At 30.4% G+C, this 13834-nt stretch carries 11 protein-coding genes, 1 pseudogene and 1 riboswitch; of the genes and pseudogenes, 2 read left to right on the forward strand and 10 right to left on the reverse strand.

All coding sequences use genetic code 11. From position 1 onward, the window contains the following. On the reverse strand, positions 1-2474 hold a 2474-nt coding region (locus GQ540_RS07080), incomplete at its 3' end, for an aspartate kinase (protein WP_291799442.1). 104 nt (positions 2475-2578) lie between these two features. After that, a riboswitch (SAM riboswitch) is annotated at positions 2579-2678 on the reverse strand. Positions 2679-2933: 255 nt separating this feature from the next. On the opposite strand from GQ540_RS07080, the gene metK reads away from it, so the two are divergent. Further along, positions 2934-4190, forward strand: a complete 1257-nt coding sequence (metK, locus tag GQ540_RS07085; RefSeq protein ID WP_291799472.1) for a methionine adenosyltransferase — start codon at positions 2934-2936, stop codon at positions 4188-4190. Positions 4191-4222: 32 nt separating this feature from the next. Continuing rightward, positions 4223-5470 carry a mechanosensitive ion channel family protein gene (locus GQ540_RS07090; protein WP_291799447.1) on the forward strand — a complete coding sequence of 416 codons (1248 nt, stop codon included), beginning with the start codon at positions 4223-4225 and terminating at the stop codon, positions 5468-5470. A gap of 30 nt (positions 5471-5500) precedes the next feature. Here the strand turns inward: GQ540_RS07090 and GQ540_RS07095 are convergent, their stop codons facing one another. The 9 genes and pseudogenes from GQ540_RS07095 to GQ540_RS07135 all read right to left on the reverse strand — a co-directional run. After that, positions 5501-6202 (reverse strand): SIMPL domain-containing protein, encoded by a 702-nt coding sequence (locus GQ540_RS07095; RefSeq protein ID WP_291799450.1) that lies wholly within the window; start codon positions 6200-6202, stop codon positions 5501-5503. Positions 6203-6356: 154 nt separating this feature from the next. Then, the gene (gltA, locus tag GQ540_RS07100) at positions 6357-7850 is read right to left on the reverse strand and encodes an NADPH-dependent glutamate synthase (protein WP_291799453.1); all 1494 of its coding nucleotides are present in this window, start codon (positions 7848-7850) and stop codon (positions 6357-6359) included. 30 nt (positions 7851-7880) lie between these two features. Beyond that, entirely contained in the window at positions 7881-8720 is an 840-nt protein-coding gene (locus tag GQ540_RS07105) for a sulfide/dihydroorotate dehydrogenase-like FAD/NAD-binding protein (RefSeq protein WP_291799455.1), read from the reverse strand. Positions 8721-9012: 292 nt separating this feature from the next. Further along, positions 9013-9336, reverse strand: coding sequence for a TraR/DksA C4-type zinc finger protein (locus GQ540_RS07110; protein ID WP_291799458.1), 324 nt, complete (start codon positions 9334-9336; stop codon positions 9013-9015). 41 nt (positions 9337-9377) lie between these two features. Beyond that, on the reverse strand, positions 9378-10172 hold the full coding sequence (locus tag GQ540_RS07115; protein ID WP_291799461.1) for a M23 family metallopeptidase: 795 nt from the start codon (positions 10170-10172) through the stop codon (positions 9378-9380). A 74-nt stretch (positions 10173-10246) separates the two neighbouring features. After that, complete coding sequence (locus GQ540_RS07120) at positions 10247-11209, reverse strand: YitT family protein (protein WP_291799465.1); 963 nt, start codon at positions 11207-11209, stop codon at positions 10247-10249. A 14-nt stretch (positions 11210-11223) separates the two neighbouring features. Continuing rightward, a complete protein-coding gene (locus tag GQ540_RS07125) occupies positions 11224-11766 on the reverse strand; it encodes a GNAT family N-acetyltransferase (RefSeq protein WP_291799468.1) in 543 nt (180 codons plus the stop codon). Between the two features lies 1 nt (position 11767). Beyond that, positions 11768-13141 (reverse strand): phospholipase D family protein, encoded by a 1374-nt coding sequence (locus tag GQ540_RS07130; protein WP_291799469.1) that lies wholly within the window; start codon positions 13139-13141, stop codon positions 11768-11770. Positions 13142-13521: 380 nt separating this feature from the next. After that, a pseudogene (locus tag GQ540_RS07135) lies at positions 13522-13834 on the reverse strand (TonB-dependent receptor); the annotation flags it as partial.

The following is a 13834-nucleotide window of genomic DNA, read 5'->3' on the forward strand; positions in this document are numbered from 1 at the left end:
ATTCCATTTTTATTAAACAATACATTGGTTGAATTTGCAACTGCAAAAATGTTTAAATGGATATTTTTGCGTTTTAAAATGTTTTGTTGACTTTTAAAAATTTGCTCAATTAGTGTTCCGCCTACCAAGCCTTTTCCGAAAAGAGCAATGTTGATGTTTTTTGAAACCCCAAATATTTCACCGTGAATTACATTTGCTGCTTTGTGTAAGTCTGTTTGCTTTACGACCAAACAAACGTTCTCACCAGTTACTGTATTATTTATTAAAATAGGCGTAATTCTATTCTTAATTAACGCGCTATATGGCTGGTTAAAAGAATACAAACTTTGACCAATTATTGAAATTACCGATACATTTTCAGTAATATAAATTTGACTTACATCTTTGCTTTGAAATTCGTTTTTAAACTCATTTTCTAATACAATTTTAGCTTTATATCCGTCTTTTGCATCAACAATAAATCCAATACCACGTTCAGATGAACCTTGAGAAATAATACTAACACTAATATTTTCTCTTCCTAAGGCAGTGAAAATTCTACCATCAACACCAACTTTCCCTAATAAACCACGTCCAATTAAGTTTACCAAAGCCACATTTTCTTGAACCGATAATGATTTAATTCCTCCTCTTTCTGTTTCTGAACCAATTAAAGTTCCTTTGTTTTCTGGATCAAAAGTGTTTAATATTCTTAAAGGAATATTTTTTTCTATTAACGGAATAATGGTTTTCGCATGCAAAATATCAGTTCCAAAATTTGCCATTTCGTTAGCCTCCTGATATGATAGTTTTTCAATTTTCTTTGAAGTAGAAACCAAATCTGGGTTTGCTGTATAAATTCCGTTTAAATGTGTGTAATTTTGAAACTCTTCAGCATTTAAAAAATTAGCAATTAAAGCTGCAGTATAATTACTTCCATTTCTACCCAAAGTGGTTGTTTCTCCATTTAAATTTGAACCAATAAAACCCGTAATTATTTGAGTAACATCCTCACTGTTTTTTTTGAAATGTGCTATTACGTTGTCTTCTGAAACACTTTCAAATGGTTGCGCGTCTCCAAACTCTCCATTTGTTTTTATTAAAGTTCTCGTATCAACAAAATTGGCTTTAACGCCTTGCTTATTTAACAAGTGTTCAATTAATTTTCCAGATAGTATTTCCCCTTGTGAAAGTACTTGATCTTTCACTTTTTCACTATAATCACCTAATAAATTAACACCTCTAAATATTTCTTCTAGCAACTTAAATTCTTCATTTAAATCAATAGTGCTATCAACTACTGTTTGGTAATTTTTAAACTCTTCGAACTCTTCTAAAAAAGGTAAATTATTTTTAGCTTTTACTAAAATTGACTCTAAATGATCGGTTGTTTTACCCCTTGCTGAAACAACAACTGCTATCTTTTCTCCTTGGTTTATTTTATTTTTAATAATAGCCAACGTACTCTCTAGCCCTTTACCATTTGCCAATGATTTTCCTCCAAACTTAATTACCTTCATCTTGTTGCTTTTATAATTTTTATTAAAAATTGGTGCTATTATCTGCTCTAGTTGTTTATATTCTATTAAAAATGCATCGTGCCCATGTACCGAATTAATTTCATTATACGTTACATTGGGATTTAATAATGCGAGCTGTTTTTGTGTTTCTTTATTCTCTTCAGCAGTAAAAAATAAATCTGAATCTACCCCAATAATGTGAATATTGGCTTTAATGGTATTTAACACATTTTCGTTTCTTCCTTTAGTAACATCAATTGTTTTTAATAATTGATTCATTAATTTATAGGCTGAAAGTTGAAAACGTTCTTGTAATTTATTTCCATGATGCAACAACCAACTTTCTACATTAAATATTTCTAAATCTTCGTTTTTAGAACGTTGAAAACGTTCTTTAAAAGATTCTGGAGTTCGGTAACACAACATAGCGTGCATACGAGCATCGTGTACTGGATTGCTTGAATTAGATAAAAATTGTTCTTGAATTTGACAATTAGCAATCAACCAATCAGTCGATTTCCAATCAGTTGCAACTGCAATTAAATGTTTTGTAATCACAGGATTTAACACTGCCATTTCCCATGCAATTCCACCACCTAAAGAACCGCCAACAATGGCAAATAATTCTTTAATTTTAAGTTCTTTTAAACCAATTAAAAAAAGATTGGCAATATCACGAGCAACAAAATCTTTATAATTTTCAATTACAAATCCATCGTGTCCATTTCCAGGAATATTAAAGGCTAAAATTGTATATTTTTGAGTGTCTATTACTTTATTTTCACCTACTAAATCTTTCCACCAACCATTTTTACCAGCAACTTCAGAATTTCCAGTAAGCGCATGGTTTATTAAAACAATTGGTGCAGAAAATAATTCTTTACCAAAAACTTGGTACGAAAGTGTAATAGCATTATTCGCTATTCCTTTTTCTGAAATGAAATTATTTACTGTTATGTAATTTAATTGATTCATCAATAATTATTTATATGTTACCAACACCTAAATTAGGTAGTATTAGTTGCTTTAATAAAAATTGTTATGAGAAATTGCAGAAATTACCGAAAGGTAATTAGGTTTGGTTATCTATCCAAATGGGTAGAATTTAGCACCTTCTTTATATATAAAGGGTTGCTAAGGCTTCACAGGGTCTATTCCCTCTGCCTTTCTTGATAACAATATTCAATAAGTTTATGAACTAAAGCGCAAATTAACGCATTAATTCTTACTCTCGCAACACTTTTTAAAATAAAAAACACTTTTTGCTTTGTATCATTTTTAGTTTTTGTAAATTTGCAGTCAATAATTCGAGAGGAAGGATTTGAACTGATTGCAACCTCATTAAAAAATGCTAAAGCAGTAATTATTTACTTCTTTCAGCGACCAAAGCAATCACCTAAATCATTCTTTAATTTAACTTATAAATTAAAATATATGTCATATTTATTTACATCTGAATCTGTTTCAGAAGGTCATCCAGATAAAGTTTCAGATCAAATTTCAGATGCTTTAGTTGATAATTTTTTAGCTTTTGATGAAGACTCTAAAATTGCCTGTGAAACCTTAGTTACTACAGGCCAGGTTGTGTTAGCTGGTGAAGTAAAATCTAAAACCTATTTAGATGTTCAAAAGATAGCTAGAGACGTTATTAATAAAATTGGTTATACAAAAAGTGAATATATGTTTGATGGAAATTCTTGCGGTGTTTTTTCTGCAATTCACGAACAATCACAAGATATTAACCAAGGTGTTGATAGAGATTCTAAAGAACAACAAGGTGCTGGTGACCAAGGAATGATGTTTGGATACGCTACCAAAGAAACTGAAAATTTTATGCCGTTGGCATTAGATTTAAGTCATAAAATATTAGTTGAATTGGCTGAATTACGTAGAGAAAATAACGAAATTAATTATTTACGTCCAGATTCTAAAAGCCAAGTTACTATTGAATATACGGATGATAATGTTCCTTTTAGAATTAAAGATATTGTAGTGTCAACTCAACACGACGATTTTGGTCCAGATGATAAAACAATGCTTGCCAAAATTAAGAGTGATGTTATTTCAATTTTAATTCCAAGAGTAATCGCCAAATTACCTGCTTCAATTAAAGCATTATTTAATGATGCCATTGTATATCACGTAAATCCTACAGGAAAATTTGTGATTGGTGGCCCTCATGGAGATACGGGTTTAACCGGTAGAAAAATTATTGTTGACACCTACGGAGGAAAAGGTGCTCATGGTGGTGGTGCATTCTCTGGAAAAGACCCAAGTAAAGTTGATAGAAGTGCTGCGTATGCAACACGACATATCGCTAAAAATTTAGTTGCAGCTGGTGTTGCTGATGAGGTTTTAATTCAGGTTTCGTACGCTATTGGAGTTGTAGAACCAATGGGTATTTATATAAATACTTATGGAACAGCTAATGTAGAAAAATCAGATGGTGAAATTGCTGATCTTGTATCTGAATTATTTGATATGCGTCCAGCCGCTATTGAAGATCGTTTAAAATTACGTCAACCAATGTATTTGGAAACTGCAGCTTACGGACATATGGGACGTGAAAATGAAACCGTTACAAAAACATTTAGAAATGTTGATGGAACTGAAAAAGTGTTAGATGTTGAATTATTTACTTGGGAAAAATTAGATTATGTTACCAAAGTAAAAGACGCTTTTAGTTTATAATACTTTTTGATTAAATACTATTACTTTTGCTTATGGATTTTAATTTCACAAACTGGTTTGATAACCTATTAACAAAAGTCTTAAATATAAATACAGATGTTGTTTATATTCCAAGAACAATCATTTTATTTTCATTGCTTATTTGCCTATGTTTATTTGTATGGTGGCTAGGAAAAAAAGTACTTAATTATATCATTCCTAAAGTAACATTAAAAACAAAAACGCTGTGGGATGACATTATTTTCAATAAAAAAGTAATAAATTCTGTTTCACATCTTTTACCTGCAATTTTATTTAATTATTATACTCCTTTGCTATTTTCTGACTTTCAGTTTATAGTTCCTTTTTTAGCAGGTATAACTAATATTTTTATTATTCTTGTTGCTATAGAAATTTTTAGTTCACTTTTCAATTCAGCAACAGAAATACTTTCTAAAATTGAACGATTTAAAGACAAACCACTTGATAGCTTTAGCCAATTAGGGAAAATCATCATTTACTTAATTGCTGGTATTCTTATTATTTCAATTTTAATTAATAAAAATCCATTGTTTTTACTTAGTGGTATTGGTGCAATGGCAGCAATTATACTGCTCATTTTTAAAGATAGTATTTTAGGGTTTGTCGCTAGTATTCAGCTTTCTGGAAATAACATGGTTCGTGTTGGTGATTGGGTTACCGTTTCTAAATATGGAGCTGATGGAGATGTAGTTGAAATAAATTTAACCACCATAAAGGTTCAAAATTTTGATAAAACCATCACTACTATACCAACATATGCTTTTATTTCTGATTCATTTACAAACTGGAGAGGTATGGAAGAATCAGAAGGTAGGCGAATTAAGCGAGCTTTAAATATTAAAATTGACAGTATTAAATTTTGCTCAAATGAAATGTTAGCGCAATATGGAAAATACCATTTAATAAGTAATTACATACATGAAAAGCAAACTGAAATTAATTCTTACAACGTTAAAAAATCAATTAACAAACAAGAATTAATTAACGGAAGACATTTAACAAATATTGGTGTGTTTAGGGTGTATATTGAAGAGTATCTTAAAAATAGCCCAACTATAAATAACCAAATGACTTGCATGGTTAGGCAATTACCACCTACCGAATTTGGTGTGCCAATTGAGGTTTATGCCTTTAGTAAAAATAAGGATTGGGCAATATACGAAGCCAATATGGCTGATATTTTTGACCATTTATTTGCGGCTACCAAAAATTTCGAACTTGAAATTTTTGAAAGGCCTTCAACAGGAGATTTTAACTAAAAAACGAATTTATTTATAACTGAAATTACCCTATTCAATCTTAAATTTGATGCCAATTTCACTTTGAATTTTTATTTTTTTAAAGTCAATATCAATCGGTTCAAAAGTTTTGCTTTTGTTAAGATCATACGCAACTTCTAATCCTGCAGCTCTTCCTTGTAAGCCATAATTATTATAGTTACTTACATCTGAAATATAAATAGCTGTTCCAACTTTCTGATTTAACGGTTTTAATAAAGCTTCTGCTTGTTTCTTTGCTTTAATAATAGCTTTGGTTTTTAAATTTAATTTTAAAGCCTCAATTTTAGAATACTCAGTTTTGTATAATTGAACATTAGAAATACCTATTTCTTCCAACCCAACAATTACTTTCCCTGCAGATTGTGCATTATAAACTACCAATTGGTATGCTTTACTTTTTAGAATATCTTGTTTTCTTAAAAAATACTTTTTAAAATTACTTGCAACATCACTTAAAGTTAATTGCTCTTGTAAATCTACACCCAACGAAACAAGTTTTACGGCCATTTTATTTTCAAATTCTTCTACTGAAATTTTTCCCTTAGTGTCTTTTTCTGAAATTAAAATTTTAAGGTAAATTCTATCAGGTGAAACTAGCGTATCAACTTTTGCTCTTGTTTCAATATAAGGTTGATCAATAAAATTTTTGGTTTGTGAAAAAGCGTTTGTAAAAATTAGGCATAGAACTAAAAGAAGGATTATTTTTTTCATATTATTGATTTTAAAATTTAAACTATTTTGTAATTAACAAGAGTTGTACCAATTTTAAATTTAACGTTTTATAATTGAATAAAACTTACTCTTTTAATCTAAAAAAGCCGAATTAAATTAATTCGGCTTTAAAACTTTTATAATTTCAACAGATTTACACCTCGGATAAAATAGTTTTTTCTATATAGTTATGCATTCCTTTAGCTGCATTTCTTCCATCTCCCATTGCAAGAATTACTGTAGCGCCACCTCTAACAATATCTCCTCCAGCAAACAAACCTGGAACAGAAGTCATCATATTATCATCAACTTCTATGGTATTCCATTTTGTTGTTTCCAATTCTGGCATACTTTGTTGAATTATTGGATTTGGCGAAACACCTACAGCAATAACAACACTATCTACATCAATATCATGCTCAGAACCTTCAATAACTTCTGGGCGCCTTCTACCAGAAGCATCTGGTTCTCCCAACTGCATCTTTTGAGCTCTCATCTTATTCACCATCCCATTTGCGTCTGTAAAATATTCAATTGGTGAAGTAAGGTTCATAAATTCAATTCCCTCTTCTATAGCATGTTTAATTTCTTCAGTTCTAGCTGGCATTTCTTCTTGAGAGCGACGATATACAATAATTGCCCTTTCTGCTCCCATACGTTTTGCAGTTCTTACAGAATCCATTGCTGTATTACCACCTCCAACTATTACTACATTTTTTCCTGTATGAACAGGCGTATCAAAATTAGCATCTGCTCCCTTCATTAAATTAACACGCGTAAGAAATTCATTTGCACTTTGAATACCATTAAAATTTTCACCAGGGATATTCATAAAATTAGGCAATCCTGCTCCAGAAGCAATAAAAAACGCTTTATAACCTTCTTCTTTTAAATCATCAATTGTAGCTGTTTTTCCAACAATAAAATTAGTAATAAACTTTACATTCATTTGTTTAATGGTGTTTATTTCAAAATCTACAATATCTTTTGGAAGACGAAATTCAGGAATTCCATATTTTAAAACACCCCCTAAATCATGTAAAGCTTCAAACACAGTCACATCATATCCAAATTTTGCTAACTCACCAGCAACTGTTAATCCAGCTGGACCAGAACCTATTACTGCCATTTTAATTCCGTTAAATTTAGCTAATTCAGGAATAGATGAATTACCACTTTCGCGTTCATAATCGGCGGCAAACCTTTCAAGATAACCAATTGCGGATCCTTCTTTACTTAACTTTTTAACATATATACATTCTGCTTCACACTGAATTTCTTGAGGACAAACTCTTCCACAAATTGCTGGTAAAGAATTGTTTTCTTTTAACACTTTTGCTGCGCCTAAAATATCTCCCTTTTCTATGTACTTTACAAATTTTGGAATATTTGTACCAACAGGGCAACCTGTTATACAAGTTGGAACTGCGCAATCTAAACAACGAGAAGATTCACTCATTGCCATTTCTAATGTTAAGCCTTTATTCACTTCAATATTGCTTTTATTTCTAATAGTTGGATCGGCTTCAGGCATTTGAACTCGCACACCTTTTGTACGCTCTTTACTCTTTATTTCTTTACGCAACTTATCTCGCCAATCGGCTTTACGTTCTTTTTTATAATATTCTTTATCTAATTCTGTTCCCATTTTATATGTTATCTAATTATAAAAATAAACTTAGTTTAATATTGGTTCTAGAGATTTCAAGTAATCATTATAACCAGTTGCTTCCTTCTCTTTATAAGCATTTAATCTGCTTAACATTTCATCAAAATTTACTTGATGTGCGTCAAACTCAGGCCCATTAACACAAACAAATTCTGTTTTCCCACCAACTGAAACTCTACAAGCTCCACACATTCCTGTACCATCAACCATAATAGTATTTAAACTTGCAACCGTTGGAATATTATACTTTTTAGTTGCTAAAGCTGCAAACTTCATCATTACAGCAGGTCCAATAACAACCGCTTCATTTACTTTTTCTCTTTGAATAACTTTTTCCATTCCTAGAGTTACTAATCCTTTTTCGCCTAAAGAACCATCATCAGTCATAATAATTAATTCATCTGAATATTCTCTCATTTCATCCTCTAAAATAACAAGGTCTTTTGTTCTTGCAGCAATTACAGTTATAACTCTATTTCCTGCAAATTTCATTGCTTGTACAATTGGAAAAAGTGGTGCAACACCAACGCCTCCACCAGCGCATAAAACAGTACCAACATTTGCAATATGAGTTGCTGTCCCTAATGGCCCAACAACATCTAAAATAGTATCACCAACATTCATATCACACAATTTATGAGAAGTAACTCCAACTTTTTGAGCTATTACGGTAATTGTGCCTTTTTCAATATTTGCATCAGCAATTGTTAATGGGATTCTCTCTCCATTTTTATCAATTCTTAAAATGATAAAATTTCCTGCTTTTCTACTTTTAGCTATATAAGGAGCCTCAATAATTATTCTTGCAACATTTTTAGATAGAAACTCTTTTTTAATTATTTTAAACATAATTTAACAATTTACAACTGGAATTAACATCTATATTGAAGTGATGTTTTATGTATATAAAATTACGATACAGTAAGTTGCAAAAACTTGAGTAATATCAGTTTTTGTATAAAAAGTGCGATTTATTTTAATATCAAAAAATGAGGTGTAAAAAAGAGAAAAAAATAATATTAAATGTGAAAAAAAATCAAATAGTTAAATTTGAATTTATTAAACATATAATTCTTTAATAGCAGTTATAAATTATTAAAAAATAACGTTATAAAACCAACAAAAATGTAAAGGGCTTAGTTTACTGCGCACAATTCACACAAAATAAACTCTCAGGTCTAATTAAAATTCTACCTAAAGGAATTGGTTGTTTACATTTTAAACAAATTCCAAACTCATTACTTCCTATTTGAGAAAAAACACGTTGAAGGTTTCTTAATTTACTCTCAGCCTGTCTTAATGAAGCTTCTGAAACACTTTTATTATTTATAGCATCCATACGAGAAACTCTACCAATAGCACAATCTGGAGCAATTGGTTTTGTTAGCTCTCTATATTCTTCAATTGATTTTTCTGTTAAAGATATTTGTTCAATAAGTTTTTGTTTAATTTCATCACTATCCATAAATCTAATATAGCCATTAATTCAGAATAAACTTCTACATATTAATACAAAAAGAGGTCATGATTTTTAGGATTTCCAAAACCGTAACCTACAGTAGTATTCCAATATCCATACAGCCAATCGCCAGCTGAAGGCTGTGTTAAACCAGCCACATTACCACCGTAAAATGTTTCGTTTCCAATGTCTGTTGCTCTGTAATAACGCACTTCAAAATGAAGATGAGGTCCTCCAACGGTTTCAGCATACAAATGTTTTGAAATTAAAGTTCCTTTACTAACATAATCTCCTTCTTGGAATAATGATTCTGGAGCATCTAAATCTAAATGTGCATAAATTGTAACTAATCTCCCTATTAACTGTCCAGTATTATCTTCAATGTTTTTAGTAATAGCAACATACTGTCGGTATTTATCTACATCTCTGGCAGTTGAAATATAACCGTCATGAGCAGCGTAAAGACTTACGTTTTTTTGATAATTTCCAACATGTATATCTACTGCAGGATGATATTGAATTGACGTGCCAGTTCCTTTTGTACTTCCATAATTACCTTTAATTACAAAACTTGGAATTATTGAATTTAAACCCTCTAGAGGATGTCCAAACTGAATATTTTGCACCGTATTTACAAATTGATTTACTTCATTTTTAAAAGAAATATCTGTAGAAGTTAAATAATAAGCGGGTGTTAATATATCCTTATAAACACTTTCTAAAGTTATTGTATCATCTTCAACAATAACAGCATCTTCAATAACTGATGACTCTTTTGAGCAGCTAAAATTAAAAACAATGGCTAAAATTATTAAAAAATAATGTGGGAATTTAATTTTCATAAGCTTGGTTCAAATTTTAATGAAATACTCTAATTTATTTTTAGACTCTTAAAATTTGATTTGGTTTAATCTTTTTATTTTAAAGGACGCTTTTTTATCATTCCCCCTTTTGCATCTTTTATGCTGTGCATAACAATAAAAGCTTCTTTGTCTATTTTATCAATTTCAGTGTGCAGTTTGGCTAATTCAAGTCTTGTAATAAGCGTATAAAGTATATCTGTTGATTTTAGTACATCACCACGTTTTCCAAAACCACGTTTTCCCGAATAAATGGTACAACCTCTTCCCATATTTTCAATAATAGCAAGCCTAATATCTTCATTTTTATCTGAAATAATAGTTACACCAACATATTCTTCAATCCCTGAAACTATAAAATCTACTGTTTTTGAAGCGGCTAAATAAGTTAAAATAGCGTACAAAGCAATTTCCATTGAAAATACATACGCGGCAACTCCAAAAATAAGAATATTAAATATTAAGATAATATCACCAATTGTAAGTGAGGTTTTACGGCTAATAAAAACTGCTAAAACTTCAGTTCCGTCAATAACCGAACCTCCACGAATTGCCAAACCAATTCCCATTCCTAAAAAGAAACCACCAAAAACTGCAATTAACAATTTATCATTGGTAATAATTGGAAATGGCACAAAATGGACAACAATTGCCAATAAAAAAATGGCAACAATACTTCTTAAAGCAAACTGTTTACTTATGGTAGAATATGCCATAATTATAAACGGTAAGTTTATAATTACCAATAAAATAGACAATGGTAATTTTGTAGATTCTGAAATTATTAATGAAATACCTGTTACACCACCATCAATAAAAGAATTGGGTAACAAAAACCCTTTTAAGCCGAAACTTGCAGATATTATCCCCAATGAAATAAAAAAATTATCTCTAATGAAATGGGTAAATTCAACTTTTGTATTTATAATTTCTTTCTCTATTTCATTTAATTCAATTTTATTTTTTTTTAGTTTTCGCTTTGTTAATTCATTTACTATAAATTGAAAAATCGGTTTCATATATGTTGATTTTTTTAACTTCTAAAATTTTTATTTATCCAAGCCATTGGGATATCTGCTTCAAATGTACCGTTTCTAGAGTCAATTCTGTTTTCTAATTTTCCTTCAATTTTAAATCCTAATTGTTGATAAAGTTCAATAGCTTTAGTATTAGATTCTCTTGCAATTAATTCAACTCTAAGAATATCATTTCTCTTAGTTTCTATTGTACTTAATAGTATTTTTAAAAGTAATTTCCCAATACCTTTTCCCTGAAAATCTTCAGAAACCACCATTGTTAATTCAGATAAAACATGGTTAAAAACACTTGGTCCAAGTTTATAACAATGAATTTCACCTACTAATTGGTTTTCGTTTGTTGGATGGTCAACTACTAAGTGAATTCCATTTTTTCCTGAAGAACTTATCATATTATTTATATATTCATCAGTGATTTCATTTCTTGTTCTGGCAATTCCGCCATCTATTTCAGCTACTCTTTTGTATAAATCGTACACTTCTGATTTATCATTATCAGTATATTTTCTTATCCTATTAATATTCATTGCAACTTCCATTTTACAAAATTTCTTTAGGAAGAATTTTTCGTGTCCAAGTTCCTATTCGTTTCCATTTACTCACTTCAGAATCTGGATTAAATTCTAAACTTATTTCCCAAGAATTTTCTGGTTCGAATTCTATTTCTATTCCTTTTAGCACTTGTGATGCTACTTTTTTAGAATGAATAATAGCGACACATTCTGTATTTAAATTAGCACTTCTAGGGTCAAGATTAAAAGTGCCAATAACAACAATACTATCGTCAACTATCATCGTCTTAGCGTGCAATCCGAAAATTGGGGCATATTCTAACTTTTCTAGTAATTCCCCTGTCATAATTTTTTTGCGTTCAGCAGCATCTGGCCTGAATTCATAAATTTTTATCCCTGTCTTTAACAATTTTTCACGATCAGTTTGGTAACTGCTAAATGCTTCTAGATTATCTGTTGAAGCTAAACTATTAGTTAATATTCTAACTTTTACACCTCGACTAACTGCTTCTCTAAAAAGATTTTGACTTAACTCTGAAGTTATTAAATACGGAGTTTGAATATCAAGTGAAAATTTTGCGTTTTTCACCAATTCAATTAGAGCATCTGTAGAAATGCCTCCGCCTCCCAAACCGCTTGTTCCATCGTTCTTTCCTGGAGCATCTGAAACAAAAGAAACTTCATCTACCCAAACCAATTCTTTGGAATTTTTAATACTTTTAAATGCCTGTGGTAAATTTTCTATTTGAGTTCGTATCTGAGGCCAAAAATTATCTGGGTTACAAGCGTATTGGTGCAATTTTTCAAACTTATTATTGTCACTGCTATTAATTACAACTTTTGGAAATAATTCTTTGGTTGTAATACTTAGCGAACTGTTCCAAAATTCACTAAAAGAGGTATTCACATCATTGGTTACTTTCCCAAGTAACAACACGTCTCTATCTCTAAAATTGTATTCATGGTCGTAATCAAAATATTCGTCGGCAATATTACGACCACCAGTAATAACTACTTTTCCATCAACAATAAAAGTTTTGTTGTGCATTCGCTGATTGGCTGATCTAAAATCGGTTGCAAACTTTTTTATTTTACTAAAAATATTCTTCCCTAAATTTACGCCTGAATTGTATATTTTAATGGTAATATTTTCATGTGAGTCTAATATTAAAACATCTTCTACATCTGCATCTACCATAATATCATCAACCAAAATTCTAACTTTAACACCTCTATCTGCTGCTCTCACTAAATAATCACACGCAATTAACCCAACATTATCTATAGAAAAAATAAAATACTGAATATCTATTGTTTGTTCTGCATTTTCACTAAGCCATGCACGTGTTACCAACGATCCACCTCCATCTTCTAACACATAAACACCTGTTTTTGTTTCCATCAATTCAGAAATATTTTCCAATTCATTGGATAAATTTGTAGTTTGGTTTGTATGAATATTCGCACAAAAATCTAGAACTTCGGAGGTGTTTTTCGTTTTATTCTGAGAACAGGAAATCAGCAAAATAAGTACAATGAAATAAATGTGTTTCATATTTTTAGTGGTGTTTTTGCAAGTAGTAACTAAATATACTGTTTAACATTGAAATAACATAAAAAACGTTTCATTTGAACGGTATTATGAATCAATAAACCCTCATTTTTTTTACAAGTAAGGATTTTATTTGCGTTAGGGATAGAATGGCCTGTTTCAGCTCTTTTACAGTTGTAAAAACAACAGTAAAAAGCGAGTAATGATAGCCCGACCCGTAGGGAAACGCCCTATAAATTATATTTTACTGAAAACATATAAATTCTTGGCTGAATAAAATACAACGATGTTGAATTACTATCTGTAATTTGATTGTAACTATCTCTATTTATAGATGTGTTGTTTGTTAAATTATCAGCCGAAATTTTGAACTCCCACTTACTATCTTCTTGCTGGTAATATAAATCTGCATTTAGAAATGAATAGGTGTTTTTAATGGTGTTTTCATCGTTTTTATAGTTGTAATAACTATAGTCTGCCGTTAAAATAAAGTTTTTAAAGAAGCCTATTTCCATATTTGCAAAAGGCCTGTCGGTTGTACTT

This window comes from Lutibacter sp. (genome assembly GCF_013139515.1).
Classification (GTDB): Bacteria; Bacteroidota; Bacteroidia; order Flavobacteriales; family Flavobacteriaceae; genus Lutibacter.

What these genes read in the sequence shown, in the direction of transcription:
- metK (WP_291799472.1), top strand. Translation starts at nt 2,934, where the DNA reads ATGTCATATTTATTTACATCTGAATCTGTTTCAGAAGGTCATCCAGAT.
- GQ540_RS07090 (WP_291799447.1), top strand. Translation starts at nt 4,223, where the DNA reads ATGGATTTTAATTTCACAAACTGGTTTGATAACCTATTAACAAAAGTC.
- GQ540_RS07095 (WP_291799450.1), bottom strand. Translation starts at nt 6,202, where the DNA reads ATGAAAAAAATAATCCTTCTTTTAGTTCTATGCCTAATTTTTACAAAC.
- gltA (WP_291799453.1), bottom strand. Translation starts at nt 7,850, where the DNA reads ATGGGAACAGAATTAGATAAAGAATATTATAAAAAAGAACGTAAAGCC.
- GQ540_RS07105 (WP_291799455.1), bottom strand. Translation starts at nt 8,720, where the DNA reads ATGTTTAAAATAATTAAAAAAGAGTTTCTATCTAAAAATGTTGCAAGA.
- GQ540_RS07110 (WP_291799458.1), bottom strand. Translation starts at nt 9,336, where the DNA reads ATGGATAGTGATGAAATTAAACAAAAACTTATTGAACAAATATCTTTA.
- GQ540_RS07115 (WP_291799461.1), bottom strand. Translation starts at nt 10,172, where the DNA reads ATGAAAATTAAATTCCCACATTATTTTTTAATAATTTTAGCCATTGTT.
- GQ540_RS07120 (WP_291799465.1), bottom strand. Translation starts at nt 11,209, where the DNA reads ATGAAACCGATTTTTCAATTTATAGTAAATGAATTAACAAAGCGAAAA.
- GQ540_RS07125 (WP_291799468.1), bottom strand. Translation starts at nt 11,766, where the DNA reads ATGGAAGTTGCAATGAATATTAATAGGATAAGAAAATATACTGATAAT.
- GQ540_RS07130 (WP_291799469.1), bottom strand. Translation starts at nt 13,141, where the DNA reads ATGGAAACAAAAACAGGTGTTTATGTGTTAGAAGATGGAGGTGGATCG.